This window comes from Kumtagia sp. (genome assembly GCF_059502445.1).
On sequence record NZ_JCACER010000101.1, the window covers coordinates 24,255 to 40,870 of the forward strand.

Annotated in this window: 17 protein-coding genes; 1 reads left to right on the top strand and 16 read right to left on the bottom strand. The window is 65.9% G+C overall.

All coding sequences use genetic code 11. The features are described from left to right. The first annotated feature begins 352 nt into the window (after positions 1–352). Positions 353–1,306: a LysR family transcriptional regulator gene (locus AC5JDC_RS26025; protein ID WP_495845965.1), complete on the top strand. Its 954-nt coding sequence runs from the start codon at positions 353–355 to the stop codon at positions 1,304–1,306. On the opposite strand, the gene AC5JDC_RS26030 is transcribed toward AC5JDC_RS26025, so the two are convergent. The 16 genes from AC5JDC_RS26030 to AC5JDC_RS26105 form a co-directional block, all read right to left on the bottom strand. Beyond that, complete coding sequence (locus AC5JDC_RS26030) at positions 1,215–1,475, bottom strand: DUF2274 domain-containing protein (protein ID WP_495845967.1); 261 nt, start codon at positions 1,473–1,475, stop codon at positions 1,215–1,217. The two genes, AC5JDC_RS26025 and AC5JDC_RS26030, sit on opposite strands and share 92 nt — an antisense overlap. A 3-nt stretch (positions 1,476–1,478) precedes the next feature. Next, entirely contained in the window at positions 1,479–2,684 is a 1,206-nt protein-coding gene (locus AC5JDC_RS26035) for a TraB/TrbI/VirB10 family type IV secretion system protein (RefSeq protein ID WP_495845969.1), read from the bottom strand. Then, positions 2,681–3,709, bottom strand: a complete 1,029-nt coding sequence (gene trbG / locus AC5JDC_RS26040; RefSeq protein WP_495845971.1) for a P-type conjugative transfer protein TrbG — start codon at positions 3,707–3,709, stop codon at positions 2,681–2,683. Before trbG ends, AC5JDC_RS26035 begins: the two co-directional genes overlap by 4 nt. Further along, on the bottom strand, positions 3,706–4,389 hold the full coding sequence (gene trbF, locus AC5JDC_RS26045; RefSeq protein ID WP_495845973.1) for a conjugal transfer protein TrbF: 684 nt from the start codon (positions 4,387–4,389) through the stop codon (positions 3,706–3,708). The genes trbG and trbF overlap by 4 nt, the downstream gene beginning before the upstream one ends. Then, positions 4,389–5,741: a P-type conjugative transfer protein TrbL gene (gene trbL / locus AC5JDC_RS26050; RefSeq protein WP_495845975.1), complete on the bottom strand. Its 1,353-nt coding sequence runs from the start codon at positions 5,739–5,741 to the stop codon at positions 4,389–4,391. The genes trbF and trbL overlap by 1 nt, the downstream gene beginning before the upstream one ends. A gap of 3 nt (positions 5,742–5,744) precedes the next feature. After that, complete coding sequence (trbK-alt, locus tag AC5JDC_RS26055; RefSeq protein ID WP_495845977.1) at positions 5,745–6,035, bottom strand: putative entry exclusion protein TrbK-alt; 291 nt, start codon at positions 6,033–6,035, stop codon at positions 5,745–5,747. 22 nt (positions 6,036–6,057) lie between these two features. Further along, a complete protein-coding gene (gene trbJ / locus AC5JDC_RS26060) occupies positions 6,058–6,819 on the bottom strand; it encodes a P-type conjugative transfer protein TrbJ (protein WP_495845979.1) in 762 nt (253 codons plus the stop codon). Beyond that, the gene (gene trbE / locus AC5JDC_RS26065) at positions 6,816–9,254 is read right to left on the bottom strand and encodes a conjugal transfer protein TrbE (RefSeq protein ID WP_495845981.1); all 2,439 of its coding nucleotides are present in this window, start codon (positions 9,252–9,254) and stop codon (positions 6,816–6,818) included. The genes trbJ and trbE overlap by 4 nt, the downstream gene beginning before the upstream one ends. Before the next feature lie 7 nt (positions 9,255–9,261). Continuing rightward, on the bottom strand, positions 9,262–9,543 hold the full coding sequence (locus AC5JDC_RS26070; protein ID WP_495845983.1) for a VirB3 family type IV secretion system protein: 282 nt from the start codon (positions 9,541–9,543) through the stop codon (positions 9,262–9,264). Then, a complete protein-coding gene (locus tag AC5JDC_RS26075; RefSeq protein WP_394060980.1) occupies positions 9,543–9,875 on the bottom strand; it encodes a TrbC/VirB2 family type IV secretion system protein in 333 nt (110 codons plus the stop codon). Before AC5JDC_RS26075 ends, AC5JDC_RS26070 begins: the two co-directional genes overlap by 1 nt. Next, positions 9,872–10,855 (bottom strand): P-type conjugative transfer ATPase TrbB, encoded by a 984-nt coding sequence (gene trbB / locus AC5JDC_RS26080; RefSeq protein ID WP_495845985.1) that lies wholly within the window; start codon positions 10,853–10,855, stop codon positions 9,872–9,874. Before trbB ends, AC5JDC_RS26075 begins: the two co-directional genes overlap by 4 nt. A 169-nt stretch (positions 10,856–11,024) precedes the next feature. Further along, complete coding sequence (locus tag AC5JDC_RS26085) at positions 11,025–11,459, bottom strand: ribbon-helix-helix protein, CopG family (RefSeq protein ID WP_047558828.1); 435 nt, start codon at positions 11,457–11,459, stop codon at positions 11,025–11,027. 8 nt (positions 11,460–11,467) lie between these two features. Next, on the bottom strand, positions 11,468–13,456 hold the full coding sequence (locus AC5JDC_RS26090) for a conjugal transfer protein TraG (RefSeq protein ID WP_495845987.1): 1,989 nt from the start codon (positions 13,454–13,456) through the stop codon (positions 11,468–11,470). Between the two features lie 31 nt (positions 13,457–13,487). Beyond that, a complete protein-coding gene (locus tag AC5JDC_RS26095; protein ID WP_495845989.1) occupies positions 13,488–15,227 on the bottom strand; it encodes a relaxase/mobilization nuclease domain-containing protein in 1,740 nt (579 codons plus the stop codon). Positions 15,228–15,471: 244 nt separating this feature from the next. Continuing rightward, positions 15,472–16,233: a lytic transglycosylase domain-containing protein gene (locus tag AC5JDC_RS26100; protein ID WP_495845991.1), complete on the bottom strand. Its 762-nt coding sequence runs from the start codon at positions 16,231–16,233 to the stop codon at positions 15,472–15,474. Between the two features lie 3 nt (positions 16,234–16,236). Then, positions 16,237–16,572 carry a DUF736 domain-containing protein gene (locus AC5JDC_RS26105; RefSeq protein WP_495845993.1) on the bottom strand — a complete coding sequence of 112 codons (336 nt, stop codon included), beginning with the start codon at positions 16,570–16,572 and terminating at the stop codon, positions 16,237–16,239. Positions 16,573–16,616: the final 44 nt, after the last annotated feature.

Sequence of the window (16,616 nt, forward strand, 5' to 3'; positions counted from 1 at the left end):
TTGAGCCTCTCCTAGAGGCCGAAAAGCAGATTGCGTGGGTGCTCGCCCATCCTGGCATGAGCGACTGGCTGAAGGACGCTCTTAGGACCGCAGTCGATCGCGATCCCGAGCACCTTCTGAATGACTTGGAGATACTATGTTTGCTTTTGAGAGCGAAGTCCCAAGCCGCCATAGATGAGCGGCTACGGTAGTCTCCAAGTCCGGTAGGTATCGGGGCGAATATTGAACTGCGTGAGGAGCGTCACAGAGATGATGAAATGCGTAGACGACGTCTACCGAGCGCTTCCGATGTATGCGGAACGCGGTGCGTTCTTCGACAGCGCTGTTTTCGCGCAGCGAAACGAGCGCTCTCGTGTCGATCGAGATTAAACATCTGCGATACGCTGAGGCGGCGGAACGCTGTGGCAGTTTTCGCAAGGCGGCAGATCTGCTCGCCCTCAAGCAGTCTAATCTCAGCCGACGAATCCGACATCTGGAGGAGCAACTCGGCGTAGCGTTGTTCGAACGAACGAATGGCGGCGTCAGGCCGACGGCGGCAGGCCGGGACTTTGTGAACGGCGTTCGCCGGGTTCTCAATGATTTGCAGATTGTCGTCGACGGAGCCAAGGCGGTCGGACGCGGCGAGGCCGGGTACTTGACGATCGGCTTCTACACGTCCCTCTCAGCCGGCAATCTCAGGGCAAGTCTTGTCGAGTACGGCCGTCGCTTTCCCCAGGTTGAGATCAAAACTATCGAAGGATCGCGAACGCGATTGTTCGACGGAATACAGAATAGCATGATCGACATCGCCATTGTCACCGGGGAGCCGGCTTCAGATTGCAATCGCTCGATGGTGCTCTGGAGCGAGCGCATCATCGTCGCTCTGCCCGAGGATCATCCGCTCGCAGCGAACGAAGTCATCTATTGGACAGACTTAAAGCATGAGCGCTTCTTGCTGAGCGAGCGCGATCCGGGACCGGAGATCCAAGACATCCTCGTTGCCAAGCTCAGTTCCCCTGGCGATCTGCCCGACGTCGTCCGGCACGATGTGAGCCCGGAAAACATCAAGAGCCTGGTTGGGGCCAACCGAGGCGTCAGCCTTATGTGTGAGGCCTGCATGGGAGCCAGCTATACCGGCGTCGTCTACCGCGAGGCGCGCGACGGCAACGGCTCGACCCGGATCGGGTATCGCGCCTATTGGCGAGACGGCAACGACAACCCAGCGCTCCGGAACTTCATTCGCCTCTTGGAGGAGCGCTACCCGCCGGTTGCGAACGGGAACGGGCCGCGTGGCGCATCTTCGCGAATCCCCGATCCGTCGCCATAAAACGCTCAATCATTGGTGCGATCAGCTTAGCGGGCTCGACGGCTTGCCCGCTTTCTCGGCCAAGGATTTCTGCATACGCGATGAGATCGCGGTGAAGGGGGGCGGGCAGTTCCACCGAGATCTTCACCGGCTTGTCGTCTTCGAGCGGCCCGAGCTTCAGCTTGGCCATCGGCTAGCCTCCGTAAGGTTCGAGCACCAAATCCCGGGTGACAATCACGCGCACGGGAAAGCCCGGCCGGATCGTCAGCGTCGGCGCGACGTTAAGCTGACGGCGCACGATCTGCTGGCCGGCATCGTTGATAGTGTCCTGCCCGCCGTTGCGGATGGCCTGAATCAAGCGGTCATCGTCGTTGGCGGCGAGTTCGGCGCCGACGCTCAGCAGCGTGGAAAGCCCCGCTGCCTTGGCCAGCTCCCACCAGTGATAATCGACGCCATCCTGAAGGCCGGCATAGCCCTCGGCATCGGCGCCGGGCTGACGCTCGAGAACGATCGAGCGTCCGTTCGGGAAGATCAGGCGATTCCAGACCAAGAGGACGCGGCTTTGGCCGAACTGAACATTGTTGTCATACTGGCCAATGATCCGCGTGCCTTGCGGCACCAGGAGGATACGTCCCGTTGGGCTGTCATAGATATTTTCCGTCACCTGCGCGGTGATCTGGCCGGGTAGGTCGGAGCGGATGCCGGTGATGAGCGCCGCCGCGATCACGGCGCCTGCCTGCAGGATGTAAGGCGACGCCGGTGCAGCGACGCGATCGGGTGCGACGGTGCGCCGATCGGCCGCCGCATTGAGAAATGCGAGCTGCCGATCCTGGGCCGATGGGGTGGCGGGTGGCGGCGCGAGGCCGAGGCCGGTGAGGTCCGGCACCGGCGGCGGCGCGATCGTCGCGGCGCCGGGGGCCGTCGAGGCCATGGACCTGTTTTCGGTGCCGCTGAAGAGCCTGCTGACGCGGGCGGTTTCGATCTCCTGCAGCCGTCGCTGCTCCTCCGCGCTGAGGCCGGGATTGGGCTGGTTCGGCAATGGCTGGCCACGATTTTGCGCGCCCAGGGTGGGGCGCCCGAGGTCGCCCGGGAGTGGTGGACCGAGCTGAGGAATGCCGCTGTAATCGCGCGGCAACCCGGCCAGACCGTCGGCGGTCGAGCGATTGTCGGTCGAATAGAGTTCGTCGGCGGGCTTACCCCCATCGCGAGTCTGGAGCGCATAGATCAACGCACCGCCGATGCCGACGCTCGCCACGAGTCCGATGCCGGCGAGCACCTTTCGCGAGAGCCGCGTGACACGCGGCGCCTCACCACGGAGCCGCATCGGGACGGCCGCGTCGCCGGCCGACCCGGTCAGCGGCGCCTCGTCTTCTTCTTTCCGGGGTTCTGGCTCGCTCACGACGCCGGCCTCCCATCGGTGCGGACGATCCGGACGCGCTTCTGGCGGTCGCCAGCGCCGAAGCGCAGCTCCGCGGCCGCGAACAGCCGGTCCACGATCATGTAGTTGACGCGGACGCGGTAGTTCACGAGCTCAGAGGTGTTGCCTTCCGGACCGACGACGAACAGCGGCGGCATTTCGCCCTGACCGATGCCGCGCGGAAACTCGATGAAGACCTGGCGGCCGTCATCGTAGGCCCGCAGCGGCCGCCACGGCGCACGATCGCCTTCGATCGCATAGCGGAAATTGATGTTGGCGAGGTCGACCCCGGTGGCGACGGGACTGCTGGCCTCGGCCTGCGCGTTCTGGCGCCGCAGCGCGATAAGCTGATCCTGCGGATACTGCCAGGATACCGACGCCATATAGGTGCGCTCGGTCGAGCGCAGCTCCATGTGGTAGGTGCGCAGATTGGTGTTGATGATGAGATTGGTCATCAGGTCGGCGCGGGTCGGCTTCACCAGGATATGAACTTGCTGGGTCGCGCCCGAGCCGCTCACCGTGTCGCCGATGATCCAGCGAACCGTGTCGCCGGCGGCGACCGGGCCGGAGCCGACCAATTGCTCGCCCGGCTGAAGAGCGATGTCGGTGATCTGGCCGACGGCGGTGTAGACCTGATAGAGCGCGCCGCCCGTATAGGGATAGACCTGCATGGCGTTGATGAAGCCATCGCGGACCGGCTGCACGCGCGCGGCGGCGTTGGCCTGATTAACGCGGGCTGTCGGATCGGTAGGCTCAGGTGTGCCGCGGGACGGCTCGACGGGCTTCATCTGACCGGGGAGTGGCAGAGGTCGCGGCAGCTCGACCACGCGCACGGGAGCCGGAGGATTGGCGCTCAGCGCCGCTGGCACGGCGTCATCATAGGAGATCTCTGGCGGCCTGTTCGCCGTGGCGCAGCCGGCGAGCGCCGACGTGCACAGCAGGAGAACCGCAGATGTAGAAGTGCGAGAAGCCGGATTGCCGGCTTTACGGAAAATCGGATTTCTCATTGCCCCAGCTCCCGTGACCAGTTGATGGCGTTGACGTAGATGCCGAGCGGGTTGGCGCGCAGCCGGTCGGCGTTGCGGGGCACCTGCACGACGATGGTGAGGATGGCGGTCCAACGGGTCGTTTCAGCGAGCTGGCCGTTTTCGTACCGGCGCTCGACCCAGGCGACGCGGAAGCTGTCGGGCGACGCCCGGATAACGCTGGAGACGTCGACAGCGATCTGCTGTCGACCGACCTTGGCGAAAGGGTCGTTCGACCGCGCGTAGTCGTTGAGCGCCATCGCGCCGCGATCGGTCGTGAAATCGTATGCGCGTAGCCAATTCTGCCGGACGATGATGGCGTCGGACGGAATCGAGCGGACCTGCTCGATGAAGCGCGCGAGATGAAAGGCGATCTGGGGATCGGTCGGGCGATAATCGGCGACCGCTGGCGCCACGGCCTGCGCCTGGCCGAGCCTGTCGACCTGCACGACCCAGGGCACGATCGTGCCGCGGGCCGATTGCCAGACGAGCGCCGCCGCGAAGCTGGCGGACAGAAGCAGCGAACCGAACGCCATGAAGCGCCAGTTCTTCGCCTGGACGCGCGCGGCGCCGATGCGCTCGTCCCAGACCTGGGCGGCGCGCTGATAAGGTGTCTCGGGTTCTGGCGCTTTGCCGTAGTGAGTAGAAGGTCGTTTGAACATCAGCGGTCGCCTCCGGAGAGATTGATGGAAGAGCCGCCGCCGTGGCTGTCGCCGCTGCGCACGGCATGGGCGGCCGCGGTCACACCGTGGCTCAAGGCCTGAGAGCGCTTCATCCGCTGGGCCCACGCCGGCGGCCCGTCAGCCGCCGCGGACGGCGCAGCCTCGGACGCGCTCGTGCCGACCGAACCCATGGTCGATGTGCCGCCGGTCGCCGCGAACGCGGATTTGGCGCCTTCCGAGAAGCTCGACTTCATGCTGTCTGCTGCCTTGGAGGCCGTGCGGCGCAGCGGTGAGGTGGCGGCCGCGCCAGCGGCGCGAGCAACGCCACCGAGTCCGGACCCGACGGCGGACGCGCCCGACTGGCCGGCAGCGCCGAGGCTGTAGGCCGTCGAGGCGCCACCGGCCAGGGCCGCTCCCCCACGAGCGGCAGCGGCAGTTCCGGAAAGCGCAGCCGCGCCGCCGCGCAGGGCCATTCCACCAGCCGCGCCGGCCGCGACCAGAGCCCCGCCCGCGGCGAGCCCGGTTCCGACCGCCGCGCCGGCGCCGAGTTGCGGACCGCCGGAGACGAGGCCGTTGGCGATGCCAGGGCCGAAGATGCCCAGGCCCAGCAGCGACAACGCGGCGAGCACGATCGCCATGGCTTGGTCAATCGTCGGTGTCTGGTTGCCGAAGCCGGCGGTGAATTGGCCGAACAACGTTGAGCCGATACCGATGATAACGGCGAGCACCAGCACCTTGATGCCCGAGGAGATGACGTTGCCGAGGACTCGCTCGGCCATGAACGCGGACTTGCCGAACAGGCCGAACGGAATGAGGACGAAGCCGGCCAAGGTCGTGAGCTTGAACTCGATCAGCGTGATGAAGAGCTGCACGGCCAGAATGAAGAAGGCGAGCAGGATCAGCGCCCAGGCGAACAGCAAGCAGGCGATCTGGATGAAGTTTTCGAAGAAGGCGATCCATCCCATCAGGTTGGAGATGGAATCGAGCAGCGGCCGGCCGGCATCGAGGCCGGTCTGCGCCACGCGGCCGGGGCGCATGAGATCTTCAACGGTGAACCCGGTACCCGACGCTTTCAGACCCAGCCCCGCGAAGCTCTCGAAGACGATGCGCGCGAGGTTGTTCCAGTTGCCAATGATGTAGGCGAAGACGCCGACGAACAGGGTCTTCTTGACCAGGCGCGCCATGATGTCGTCGTCGGCGCCCCAGCTCCAAAACAACGCTGCCAATGTCACGTCGATGACGATCAGCGTTGTGGCGATGAACGCCACCTCGCCGCCGAGCAGGCCGAAGCCGCCGTCGATATAGCGGGTGAAGACCTCAAGGAACTGGTCGATGACGCCGGTGCCGCCCATGGTTCACCGCCCGTCCTGCGGCTGGGGCGATGCTGGCGCGGGCGTAACGCCAAGGAAGCGGTCGCGGGTTTCGGCCCAGGTGCGCAAACATTCGGCATCCCGCGCGGCGGCCTCGCCGAGCAGTTGGCAGCGCCGTTGCGCCTGTCGCAGTGGATCGGCCGGGGTGACCTCAACTGGCCGCAGCACCTGGCCGGCCGGCTCTTCCTCTTTCCGGGTCATCTCGATCGCCGTCGCGGTGATGGCGACGGCGACGAAGACGATGGCGCCGAGGCGGGCTAAAAGCTTGCCGTCCATGACCTGATTCTCGCGAGGGGCCTTAGTTGCCATTCGGGAACATGCGGGCGTTGCCGGGCTGATAGCCGCTGCCGGGGGCCAAGAAGCGGCGGCGCTGCTCGCGACCCTGTTCGGCAGCCGCAGCGCGCTCCGCTTCGGACAGCGCTTGTGCCCGTCCGTTCGCGGCGACGACGGCCGTAAGATCGGCGAGCTGCTGGGCCTGGAGCGCGAGGAGCTGATTGCCGGCCTGCGACGCCTGCAAGGCGCCGGTTGCGCCTTGGCTTTGGCCGATGAGCGCCGACATCTCGGCGCGGTTGGTCTCGATGTTGCCGACGACGCCGGCCTGCACCCGCATGGCGTCCTGCAGGCCGCCGACGGTGTTCTGCCAGCGCTCGCGCGCTTGCGCGACGAGCTGCTGATCCGATGCTGAGAGCGACGCGTTGCCGTAGGTGGACGTGAACGCCTGGTCGATCTGCTGGACGTCGTAGGCGATGCGCTGCGCCTGGCCGAGGAGTTGTTGCGTCCGCTGCACGGACTGCTGCAGGCGTTGAAGCGAGGAGTAAGGCAGGCTCGCGAGGTTGCGCGCCTGGTTGACGAGCATCGTCGCTTCGTTCTGAAGCGAGGTGATCTGATTGTTGATCTGTTCCAGCGCGCGAGCGGCGGAAAGAACATTCTGCACGTAGTTCGTCGGGTCGTAGACGATCCATTGCGCGGACGCCGGCTGGACCATCAAGGGCGACATTGCCACGGGAACAGAGAGGATCGACGCGGCAAGGAGCGCCGCGCGTGTGCGACGGAAGATCATGACTGGGTCTCCAGGTTGTTGAGGTTGGGGATGAGATCGGCGGCCCAGGCGACGCCGCGCAGATGGAGCCAGGCCGACAGGAACCCTTCTCGGCCGTGCTCCGCCACAACGCGCTCGATCGCGGCCTGATCGGTCTTCGAGGAAGCGGCGCAAAGCGCCAACGCCACTTCGGACAGGCCGAGTTCGAAGAGCCGGTTGCCGCGTCGGGATTGGCAGTAGTAGTCGCGCTTCGGCATTGCGCGGGCGAGAATCTCGATCTGCCGGTCGTTGAGTCCGAAGCGACGGTAGATCGCAGCAATCTGTGGCTCGATCGCGCGTTCGTTCGGCAACAACAGTCGGGTTTGGCAGCTCTCGATGATGGCAGGCGCGATCGCGGAGCTGTCGATGTCGGAAAGCGATTGGGTGGCGAAGACGACGGACGCATTCTTCTTGCGAAGGGTCTTCAGCCACTCGCGGAGCTGGCCGGCGAAATCCTCGTCGTCGAGCGCCAGCCAGCCTTCGTCGATAATGAGCAGGGTGGGGCTGCCATCGAGGCGATCTTCGATGCGGTGGAAGAGATAGGCGAGCACGGCCGGTGCGGCGGCCGTGCCGATCAGGCCTTCGGTCTCGAACGCCTGCACAACGGCTTCGCCAAGATGCTCGCTCTCGGCGTCGAGCAGCCGGCCATAGGCGCCCCCGACACAATAGGGCCGCAGCGCCTGTTTGAGATCGTTCGATTGAAGGAGGACGGCGAGTCCGGTGAGCGTGCGTTCGCCGACGGGCGCGCTCGCCAGCGAGGTCAGCGCCGTCCAGATATATTCCTTCACCTCGGGCGCGATCGTCACGCCCTCGCGCTGCAGGATCGCGATGATCCAATCCGCCGCCCACGCGCGTTCCGGCACATGGTGGATGCCGGCAAGCGGTTGCAGTGAGACGCTGTCGGCGGCGCCTTCGGTCAGGCCGCCGCCGAGATCGTGCCAGTCTCCGCCCATCGCGAGCGCGGCCGCACGGATCGAGCCGCCGAAGTCGAAGGCGAAGACCTGTGAACCGGGATAGCGCCGGAACTGCAGCGCCATCAGCGCCAGGAGCACGGATTTTCCGGCGCCGGTCGGTCCGACGACGAGCGTGTGACCGACATCGCCGACATGAAGGGAAAACCGGAACGGGGTCGAGCCTTCGGTCCTGCCGTAAAGCAAGGGGGGTTGCCCGAAATGCTCGTCCCGTTCCGGCCCCGCCCATACCGCCGACAGCGGAATCATATGGGCGAGATTGAGCGTCGAGATCGGCGGTTGCCGGACGTTGGCGTAGACATGGCCCGGCAGCGAGCCAAGCCAGGCGTCGGCGGCGTTGATGGTCTCGGCCATCGCGGTGAAGTCGCGGCCCTGAACGATCTTCTCCACCAGGCGCAACTTCTCGGCTGCGATGCGTGGATCGGTGTCCCAGACGGCGACCGTTGCGGTGACATAGGCCTGACCGGCATAGTCGGCGCCGAGTTCCTGCAGCGCGAGGTCGGCATCGGCCGCCTTGTTCGCCGCGTCGGTGTCGACGAGCACCGAAGCCTCGTTGGTCATCACCTCCTTGAGGATCGCCATGATGCTCTTGCGCTTGGCGAACCATTGCCGTCGGATCTTGGTCAGCAGCTTGGTGGCGTCGGTCTTGTCGAGAAGGACGGCGCGCGTCGACCAGCGATACGGAAAGGCGAGGCGGTTGAGGTCGTCGAGCAGCCCGGGCGTGGTTGCGGTCGGAAAACCGACAATGGTGAGGATGCGGAGATGCGTGTCGCCCAGGCGCGGCTCCAGGCCGCCCGTGAGCGGCTGATCGGCCAGCAGCGCATCGAGATACATCGGCGTCTCGGGCACGCGCACGCGGTGGCGCTTGGTCGAGACGGTCGAATGCAGATAGGTCAGCGTCTCGCCGTCATCGAGCCATGTGCATTCCGGCATGAAGTTCTCGACGAGTTGAAGCACGCGGTCGGTGCGATCAGCGAAGCCGCGCAGCGCCTCATAAGGATCAAGACCGTTGTCGGCCTTGCCTTCATAGAGCCAGCTCTCGGCTCGGGCGGCGTCCTCGGCCGGCGGCAGGTAGACGAAGGTTAGGAAGTAGCTGGACTCGAAGTGTGAGGCGTCTTCCTCGAAATCCGCCTTGCGTTCGGCGTCGACCAGGGCGGACGCGGCCTCGGGAAAGCGGCTCGCGGGATAGGCCCCGGCGCCATGGCGCTGCGCCTCAACGAAGATCGCCCATCCCGAGCCGAGGCGGCGGAAGGCGTTGTTGAGACGGCCGGCGACGGCGACGAGTTCGGCCGGCACTGCGGAGTCGAGGTCAGGACCGCGAAAGCGAGCGGTGCGTTGGAAACTGCCGTCCTTGTTGAGGACGATGCCCTCGCCCGCGAGCGCGGCCCAGGGCAGGAAGTCCGCGAGACGGGTTGAGGTCCGGCGATATTCGGCGAGGTTCATCATTGGGACCTCACGCGCTCAGGTGGCCGGGGATGCGCAGGTGACGGCGCACCACATCGACGAATTGCGGATCGCGTTTGGCCGCCCACACGGCGGCGAAATGCCCGATCGCCCAGAGTCCGAGACCGACCAGCCATAGGCGCAGGCCGAGGCCGAGCGCCGCCGCCAGCGTGCCGTTGAGAATCGCGATGGAGCGCGGCGCGCCGCCGAGCAGGATGTGCTCGGTGAGTGCCCGATGGACCGGGACGGCGTAGCCCGGCACGTTGCCGGTGCTGTCGATCAAGCTCGCCATCAAACGAGCGCTCCGCCGCCGAAAGAGAAGAACGACAGGAAGAAGCTCGACGCAGCGAAGGCGATCGACAGGCCGAAGACGATCTGGATCAGCTTCCGCGCGCCGCCTGATGTGTCGCCGAAGGCGAGTGTCAGACCTGTGATGATGATGATCATCACGGCGATGATCTTGGCCACCGGTCCCTCGATGGATTCGAGGATGGACTGCAGCGGCGCTTCCCACGGCATCGAGGAACCGGAAGCGTAAGCGGCCGGGGCCAGCATCATGCTGACCACGGTGACGGATACGGCCGTCGCGATATGACGGCGCGTGCGCAGGGCATGGCGGATCATTCGGAATCTCCTGGAGCGGACTGGGTTGCGGGGATGACGCGGTAGTCGCCGTCTGGCTGAAGGCCTTCGACGCGGGCGAGTTCGGCGAGGCGACGGGTCGAGCCGCGGCCGCTGAGCACCGCGACGAGGTCGATGGTCTCAGCAATCAGCGCGCGCGGGACGGTGATGACGGCTTCCTGAATGAGCTGCTCGAGGCGGCGCAGCGCGCCGAGCGCGGTGCCGGCGTGGATCGTGCCGACGCCACCCGGGTGGCCCGTGCCCCAGGCCTTGAGCAAATCCAGCGCCTCGGCGCCGCGCACCTCGCCGATCGGAATGCGATCGGGGCGCAAGCGAAGCGAGGAGCGGACGAGATCGGAGAGCGATGCGACGCCATCCTTCGTCCGCATGGCGACCAGGTTGGGCGCGGCGCATTGCAGCTCGCGCGTGTCCTCGATCAGAACGACGCGGTCGAAGGTCTTCGACACTTCGGCGAGCAAGGCGTTGGTGAGTGTCGTCTTGCCGGTTGAGGTGCCGCCGGCGACGAGAATGTTGCGCCGGTCGGCGACGGCCTGACGAAGGATCTCAGCCTGTTCGGCCGACATGATCTCGGCGGCGACGTAGTCAGCGAGCGTGAAGACAGCGACGGCAGGTTTGCGGATCGCGAACGCCGGCGCGGCGACGACGGGCGGCAGAAGCCCTTCGAACCGCTCCCCCGTCTCGGGCAGTTCGGCCGAAACCCGCGGCGAACCGGAATGAACCTCGGCGCCGACGTGATGCGCGACGAGGCGAACAATGCGTTCGCCGTCGGCGGGCGAGAGCCGTTCTCCGGTGTCGGAGAGCCCCTCGGACAGGCGGTCGATCCAGAGCCGCCCGTCGGGATTGAGCATCACCTCGACGATCGACGGGTCTTCCAGGAATCCGGCGATGGCGGGGCCGAGGGCTGTGCGCAACATGCGTGCGCCTCGCAGGGTCGCCTCTGATTGCTGGTGAGAAACCGCCATGTCGTCCCCGTTCTGTGCGGGACCGCGAACACGCGGCCCTGGATCGGGGATCAGTAGAAGAGGCAGAAATCAGGGCATGACAACAAGCAGAACGGGGTCGTAGTGCTCTGGCGTACAAAGACAGGGACAGGGCGGAACTGCCGGACGCTTGCGACACGTTACGCGATGGCTATTCCGCGCCCGCGATGCCCGTGACGTCTTCGGAAATCTCCTCACGCACCTTCGGTCCCTTCGCGAGTCGCCGCCCAAGTGCGGCAACGAAGGCGTCGTACCGCTCGCCCGCCTGTGCGCGTGCGGCCGCCTGGGCTGGCTCCGGCAACGGCGGGTTGGTGGTGAGCCAGTGGCGGACGAACACCGCGAGCATTTCTACGGAAATGCCGAGGTCGCGTTCCATGCGTGTCATGCGCCGGTCGAGCTGGTCCAATCGCTTGGTGGTCGCGGCTTCCTGGCGCTCGGCGGTGTCGGGTGACAGGAAGGATGCGATCGCCGCTTCCGCGACCAGGGATCGCGATTGATCGCGACGCGCGGCATAAGCGGTGAGCGCCTTCATGATGTCCGGATCGAGATAGACCGAGAGGCGCTGCTTCTTCGGAATCTTCATGATCGCCACGCTCAGAGGTCCATCCCATCGTTGGGATCGAGCGAGACCTGCCGCGCGACGCCCTGCATCACCTGGTTCAGCCGGCATGCGCGCGCGGCGTCGTCATCGGCGTCGTCGGGACCATCGAGGTCGAACTCGTTGTTGATCGGCGCCTTCTTCTCGACGGTCCCGGCCTTGTTCAGCTCGGGCTGGTGGCGGCGTTCCGAGCCGGTCGGATCCTCGTCGTCGCCCTGGCCATCCTTTGCGGCGGCGCCCTCGATCTCCGGCCGCGGCGGCAGCGGCATCTTGCTCCAGTCGTCCGGCTTTGCCGCCGCTGTCTTTGCCAGCGCCGGCGGTGGCAGGATGCGTTCCTGAAACCGACGATCCTCGAAGTAGCGCGCCTTCTTCGCGCGGATCGGCGGCGTTCCGGAAACCATGACGATCTCGTCGGCGGGTGGGAGCTGCATCACCTCGCCCGGCGTCAGCAGCGGGCGCGCGGTCTCCGATCGCGACACCATCAGATGGCCGAGCCACGGGCTGAGCCGGTGTCCGGCATAGTTCCGCATTGCCCGCATCTCGGTCGCGGTGCCAAGCGCATCCGACACGCGCTTGGCCGTCCGCTCGTCATTGGTCGCGAAGCTGACGCGGACATGGCAGTTGTCGAGGATCGAGTTGTTCGGGCCATAGGCTTTCTCGATCTGGTTCAGCGATTGTGCGATGAGGAAGCTCTTCAGCCCATAGCCCGCCATGAACGCCAAGGCACTCTCGAAGAAGTCGAGGCGCCCGAGCGCGGGAAACTCGTCGAGCATGAGCAGCAGCCGATGCCGCCAGCCTTTGGCGTTGAGATCCTCCGTCAATCGGCGTCCGATCTGATTGAGGATCAGGCGGATCAACGGCTTGGTGCGCGCGATGTCGGATGGGGGAACAACGAGATACAGGGTCGATGGCCGCGTCCCGCCGACGATGTCGGTGATGCGCCAATCACAGCGGCGAGTCACCTCGGCCACCACCGGATCGCGATAGAGCCCGAGAAACGACATCGCGGTCGACAAGACGCCCGACCGCTCATTGTCGGATTTGTTCAGCAGCTCTCGCGCCGCCGACGCGATGACCGGGTGCGGTCCAGCTTCGCCGAGATGCGCCGTCTTCATCATGGCGGCGAGCGTCGACTCGATCGGCCGCTTGGGGTCGGACAGGAACGCGGCGACGCCGGCGAGCGTCTTGTCGGTCTCGGCGTATAGAACGTGCAGAATGGCGCCGACCAGCAGCGCGTGGGACGTCTTCTCCCAATGATTGCGGCGTTCCAAACTCCCTTCGGGATCGACCAGAATGTCGGCGATGTTCTGGACGTCGCGGACCTCCCATTCGCCGCGGCGGACCTCGAGCAGCGGGTTGTAGGCAGATGACTTCGCATTGGTGGGATCGAACAGCAGCACCCGGCCGTGTCGGGCGCGGAAGCCGGCGGTGAGCTGCCAGTTCTCGCCCTTGATGTCGTGGACGATTGCGGAGCCGGGCCAGGTCAGCAGCGACGGCACCACCAGGCCAACGCCCTTGCCGGAGCGGGTCGGTGCGAAGCACAGCACATGCTCTGGTCCGTCATGGCGAAGGTAGGCATGGTCGAATTTTCCTAGCATCACCCCGTCGGGTCCGAGCAGCCCGGCGGCTCGCACTTCATCGGGGCGCGCCCAGCGCGCCGAGCCATAGGTCTCGACATTCTTGGCCTCGCGCGCGCGCCAGACCGACATGCCGATGGCGACCGCGATGGCGATAAAGCCGCCCGACGCCGCGATATAGGCGCCCTCGACAAAAACGCGCGGTGCATACGCATCGTAGAAGTACCACCACCAGAAGAAGGCCGGCGGATAGTAGATCGGCCAGCCGAAGAGTTCGAACCATGGCCGGCCAAGCTGCGGCTGGAAGCCGAGCTGCCATGCCGTCCACTGCGTCGCTGCCCAGGTAGTGGCGAGCACAATCAGGGAGACGACAAGGATCTGGCCCCAGAGGATTTTGGTGGCCGACATGACGGAGTCCTTTCTTGATGAGGCGCGCTGTTCACAGGCCGAGCCCCCGCTTGCGGCCGAAGCTCCAATCGATGCCGCCGTCGCTTCTGGCGAGGCCGGAGACATGACGGCCGAGCTGTTTTTCGAGTGAGGGGGACCAGGGCACGAGCTGGAAGCCGAGGCCGTCATCGATCATCGCGAAGCGGCCGGAGGCGAGCGCGATGCGCCGCTGGTAGGCGCCAGCGACGTACTCCCCCGCCACGGGCTTGTTGAATGGGCGGCCGCTCTCTGCCGCGAGCTTGGCGCCCACGGCGTCCAGCTCGCGCCGGCGCAGCGTCTCGATCAGGTTGCGGCTGAAGCTGACACCGCGGTTCTGACGTTCGGCCAGGCCTTCCGCGATCAGGTGCTCGGCGCGCCGGTCCAGGGCTTCGCGCATCTCCGCGCCGAAGCCCCCGCCGCCGAGCGCAACCGGCTCGCGGGCGATCGCCTGCCGATCAAGCCAAGTCGCGCCTTTCGCCGTGATCTGCTGCTCGATGGTGAGGTCTGACCGGACTGCCAACGCGACGCGGCGCTGTCCCTTCGCGTCGTCGAACCTGCGCAGCTCGACGATCGAGCCAGGCGCGCTGTCGCCCGCGGCGTCGAGCTCGGGCAGCTTGATGTGATGGGTGCGGCCGTCCGTGCCGTCGACCACCGCATAGGCCGTACCCTTCAGCTCGTCGTCAAGACCGCGGGCGACCAGTCGGCCGACGACAGGATCGTCCACGCTTTCCCCGGCGAGCACATAGTTGGACGCACCACGCTCGATGCCGTGTTCGGTCAGGCCGCGATGGATGCGCTTGATGATGTCGCCGCGTTCTCCCAGCTCGCGCAGCGTCGTCTCGGCGTTCTCTGCAATCGCCCACTGGCCGGGACCGATCTGATCGGCAAGGCCGAGGGACTCAAGCTTTCGCAGGCGTCCGATCTTGAGCGCATGAAATTCGTCGGGCTGCTGATTGGGATGCGGCGCAAGGTCGATGACGCCCGTGCGATAGCCGTCGCGCGCGAGCTGGCGGTCGAGGTTGGTCCAGCGCTCGGCGTCGATCTGACGTTCAAGGGTGCGACGGATTTCGTTATCCGTGCGCGGCCCCAACTCCTGCGTGATCAGATCCCGTGCCCGATCGCGCATGCCTTCCTTGATATAGTCGCGGGAGATAACAAGGTTCTCGCCATCCTCGCGCACACCGCGCACGATCAGATGGACGTGGGGATGCTCCGTGTTCCAGTGATCGACGGCGACCCAATCGAGCTTGGTGCCGAGGTCTTTCTCCATCTGCCCGACGAGATCGCGCGCGAAGGTCTTGAGGTCTGACATCTCCACGGCGTCGTTCGGCGAGACGATGAACCGGAAATGATGCCTGTCATCCTCGCACCGTTCCGCGAACGCCTTCGGATCAGCATCGTCGCTGCCAGGCCCGAACAGCCGTGCCTTTTCTCCGTCCCGCGTGACGCCCTCGCGGCCCAGATAATTGAGATGGGTGGTGAGCGGCGCGCCCCGTCCGGCGTGACGAACGACGCGCGCCTTGACGACGGCGCCGCGAGAGCGTGACGTGATGAGCCGGTTGGCCTGCACCGACGCGCGCTGACCCTGGCCGAACCGAGAACGGTGGCCCGGGCCGATCGTCCCCTTGCGGGAGACCGATCCGCCAGCACGTTGGGCGGCAGCCAACGCTTGGGCGATGAACGGTCTCGCGCGCTGCGCGCTCGTCGAGCGGATGCGGCCTGGCCGGACGCGGAAATCGTTGTCGTCGCTCATGGCGGCAAGACCGCACATCGCGCGATAGCGCTGATTTGCTTATGAAATCGCCGGAGCCGCAGGCTGCGCCGAACAGGCGCACCTCGCGAATTCGCAGCGTAAGCCATTGAAAAAGCACAACCGAACCGAGGCGCACATCGCGCCCCTTTATCCTGCCATCGTGCGGTCGTGTTGCCCTGCTTCCCCGTCTGCGCCCTCCATGATGCGACGGGGCACGCCAGATTGCGAAAGAGGCCCAGGCTCATCATCGTGGGTTTCCACTGCCGGTTCGCGCGACGAACAGGTTGGCAGACTGCGGCGTGACTGCGGAAGTCTCACGCACCGGATCTGCAGCCGGGGCGTGGTTCGGAGGGTTTTCGGTCTGCGCTCGATCGACGCCAGTCACACCGCCAACGCGCGTGATGAAGAGCGGTGCGCGGGTCCATGTTTGAGGATCGGCTGCGGCGACAGTGATCGCACCGGGCAGTTCACCGCCGCCGAAGGAAGGGATCAAGGCGGCGACATAAGCGCGGGTTTCGGCCGGCAACGGGCGGCCCGCGAGATACTCTTCGTAGCGCCCCGGTCCCGCGTTATAGGCGGCGAGAAAGCCAGGTGAGCCGTAGCGATCATACATCTCGCGCAAGTACGCCGCGCCGGCCAGAATATTGTCCCGCGGATCAAACGGGTCACGCCCGAGCCCATGACGAACGCGCAGCTCCGCCCAGGTGTCTGGCATGAGCTGCATCAAGCCCATCGCGCCGGCAGAGGAGCGTGCGCGCACATCGCCAGCGCTTTCTGCGCGCATGACGGCGCGAATCCACGCAGCCGGGATGCCGAAACGCCGTTGGGCCTCTTCAATGTACGCTGCGAACGGATGTGTGGCCGTCGTGCGCGTGACCGATGCGTTCTGAGCGTTCGCCGTGGCGCTCAGCGGCGCGCCGAGGAGCAGGCCGGAAAGGAGAAGAATGGCTGTCAGTCGGGCGGCGCTTGGCCACCCGACGACAGTTTGTTGGCGCGGGCCGGACATCGTTCAGTCCCGCTCGCCGCGCTTGGGCGGGCGATTCCAGTACAGGTTCCAGGCGGAATTGTCCTCGGTCGATTGGAACAGGTTCGCGCGAATCGGCTGGGCCAGGGTGGGATCGTCGATCTGCAGCGAGACGTAGTCGCCGGCTTTTTCGCCGGTGCGTTTCCATCCGGCGCCGATCTCAGGTCCATCATCGTTGCCGTGGTGAACGCGATAGTCCGGCGCATTCTCGGCGTCGGTGTGCTCAGCGGGGATGAGCACGATCTCGGCGTCCAGCGAAAGCGTGCGGATGTGTCCGGCGTAGCCGTTCTTCGTGCGCTTGAATTCGCCGATCTGCGGCATGGGAAGACTCCTTTGCTATGCGGTGAGGTCGGATAGGCGCGTCG